Below are 2830 nucleotides of genomic sequence, written 5' to 3'. Positions count from 1 at the left end.
TGACGGGGGTGCGCGGCCGGGCCGTTGTCAGTGCCGCGGGCTACCGTCAATTAGGTTGGTGGGCAACGGGGGCCAGGCACCGATGAGAAGTGGGCTGATGTCCGAGATGAACGCAGAAGGCCGCACCAGGCTCGATCAGCTGCCGGAGTGGAGCGCACTGGCCGAGCACCGCAAGGCGCTGGGCGACGCGCATCTGCGCGAGCTGTTCGCAAACGACCCGGAGCGCGCGAGCAGGTTCACGCTCCAGGTCGGCGATCTCCATGTCGACTACTCCAAGAACCTGGTGACGGACGAGACGCTGCGGTTGCTGCGCGAGCTGGCGTCGGCGACCGGAGTGACCGCCCTGCGGGACGCGATGTTCCGCGGTCACAAGATCAACACCACCGAGAACCGCGCGGTGCTCCACACCGCGCTGCGCGCGCCCCGCTCGGCGGTCATCACGGTGGACGGCGAGGACGTCGTCCCCGAGGTGCACGCGGTCCTCACCAAGATGAGCGTGTTCGCCGACCGGATCCGGGCCCGCGACTGGCACGGCCACACCGGCATGCCCATCAAGAACATCGTCAACATCGGCATCGGCGGCTCCGACCTGGGCCCGGCGATGGCGTACGAGGCGCTGCGCGCCTACACCGACCGCGGGCTGGTGTTCCGCTTCGTCTCCAATGTGGACGGCGCCGATCTCCATGAGGCGGTGCGCGACCTGGACCCGGCGGAGACGCTGTTCATCGTCGCCTCCAAGACCTTCACCACCATCGAGACCATCACCAACGCCGTCTCCGCCCGCGAGTGGCTGCTGAGCGGGCTCGGGGCCGGCGAGGAGGCCGTCGCGAAGCACTTCGTGGCGGTGTCGACCGCCGCGGAGAAGGTCGCCGAGTTCGGCATCAACACGGACAACATGTTCGAGTTCTGGGACTGGGTCGGCGGCCGGTATTCCTACGACTCGGCGATCGGCCTCTCCCTGATGATCGCCATCGGCCCGGACTGCTTCCGCGAGATGCTGGCCGGGTTCCACCTCGTGGACGAGCACTTCACCACCGCCCCGCCGGAGCAGAACGTACCGCTGCTGCTCGGCCTGCTGGGCGTCTGGTACGGCGACTTCCACGACGCCCAGGCGCACGCCGTCCTGCCCTACAGCCACTACCTGTCCAAGTTCACCGCCTACCTCCAGCAGCTGGACATGGAGTCCAACGGCAAGTCGGTGGACCGGGAGGGCGAGCCGGTGCGCTGGCAGACCGGCCCGGTGGTCTGGGGCACCCCCGGCACCAACGGCCAGCACGCCTACTACCAGCTGCTCCACCAGGGCACCAAGCTGATCCCGGCCGATCTGATCGGCTTCGCCAAGCCGGTGGACGACCTGCGGCCCGGGCTGGTCGCCCAGCACGATCTGCTGATGGCCAACCTCTTCGCCCAGGGGCAGGCGCTGGCCTTCGGTAAGACGCCGGAAGAGGTCGCCGCCGAGGGCGTGCCCGCGGAGCTGGTGCCGCACAAGACCTTCCAGGGCAACCGCCCCACCACCACCATCCTGGCCGCCGAGCTGAGCCCCTCCGTGCTCGGCCAGCTGATCGCGCTCTACGAGCACAAGGTGTTCGTGCAGGGCGCCATCTGGAACATCGACTCCTTCGACCAGTGGGGCGTCGAGCTGGGCAAGGTGCTCGCCAAGCGGGTCGAGCCCGCGCTGACCGAGGGCGCCGAGGTGCCGGGGCTCGATGCCTCCACCGCCCGTCTCGTCGCCACGTACCGCTCGCTGCGCGGCCGCTGAGAGGCTCCTGAACGCAGCGATCCCCCGTGCGCACGCAGGCGCACGGGGGACCGCTGGGTGAAAGAGCCTTACGGCGAGGCCGGTGGGTACAGCTCGCGCGGCAGACCGCTCGCCGCCGCCCGGTCCAGCAGCCACAGGGTGCGGCTGCGGCCGTACGCGCCCGCCGCCGGGGCCTGGATCTCCCCGGCGCCCGACAGGGCGATGGTCACCGCCTTCGCCTTGTCCTCACCGGCGGCCAGCAGCCACACCTCCCGCGCCGCGCGGATCGCGGGCAGCGTCAGCGAGACCCGGGTCGGCGGCGGCTTGGGCGCGCCCCGCACCGCGACCACCGTCCGCTCGGTCTCCCGGACGCCCGGCAGCTCGGGGAAGAGCGAGGCCACATGGGTGTCCGGGCCGACGCCCAGCAGCAGCACGTCGAAGGACGGCGCCGCGCCGTGGTTCTCCGGTCGCGCGGCGCGGCCCAGCTCGATGCCGTACGCCTCCGCTGCGGCCTCCACATCGCCGCCGTGCGGACCGTCGGACGCGGGCATCGGGTGTACCCGCGCCGGGTCCAGGTCGACCGCGTCCAGCAGCGCCTCCCGGGCCTGGGTGACGTTGCGGTCGGGGTGGCCGTCCGGCAGGAACCGCTCGTCGCCCCACCACAGGTCCAGCCGCGACCAGTCCACCGCGTCGCGCGCGGGGGACGTGGCGAGGGCGGCCAGCAGGCCGTTGCCGTTGCGGCCGCCGGTCAGGACGACGGAGGCGGAGCCCCGGGCGGCCTGGGCGTCCACGATCTTCGTGATCAGCCGGGCCGCGGCCGCCTGGGCCATCAGCTCCTTGTCGCGGTGGACGACGACCTGCGGAGCGCTCACTTCTCCGCCTTTCCGTTGCCCTTTCCCTCGGCCTTTCCGCCCGGCTTCAGGTCCGAGGGCTTCGGAGCCTGAGGGGCCGAAGGGGCTGAAGGCGCCGAAGGGGCCGAAGGGGCCGCCGGTGGCTGGGCTGGGGCCTGCGGCGGGGCGGGGGTGTTCGTCGGGGACGGAGCCGTGCCCGGGTCGCGCGTCGGCAGCGGCGGCCGGGGCGGGGCCGGGGGCG

Annotated in this window: 2 protein-coding genes; one reads left to right on the top strand and one right to left on the bottom strand. The window is 72.1% G+C overall.

Going from position 1 to position 2830, the window contains the following annotated elements:
- The first annotated feature begins 106 nt into the window (after window positions 1-106).
- Complete coding sequence (pgi, locus tag EEJ42_RS32690; protein WP_123105569.1) at window positions 107-1759, top strand: glucose-6-phosphate isomerase; 1653 nt, start codon at window positions 107-109, stop codon at window positions 1757-1759.
- A gap of 68 nt (window positions 1760-1827) precedes the next feature.
- Here pgi and pgl read toward each other — a convergent pair whose 3' ends face one another.
- Entirely contained in the window at window positions 1828-2610 is a 783-nt protein-coding gene (gene pgl, locus EEJ42_RS32685; RefSeq protein WP_123105567.1) for a 6-phosphogluconolactonase, read from the bottom strand.
- Between the last annotated feature and the right edge of the window lie 220 nt (window positions 2611-2830).

Source organism: Streptomyces botrytidirepellens, assembly GCF_003721215.1.
Classification (GTDB): Bacteria; Actinomycetota; Actinomycetes; order Streptomycetales; family Streptomycetaceae; genus Streptomyces; species Streptomyces himastatinicus.
Note: the sequence above shows the minus strand (reverse complement) of the source record. Positions and strands in the feature narration are given on the sequence as shown.

What these genes read in the sequence shown, in the direction of transcription:
- pgi (WP_123105569.1), top strand. Translation starts at nt 107, where the DNA reads ATGAACGCAGAAGGCCGCACCAGGCTCGATCAGCTGCCGGAGTGGAGC.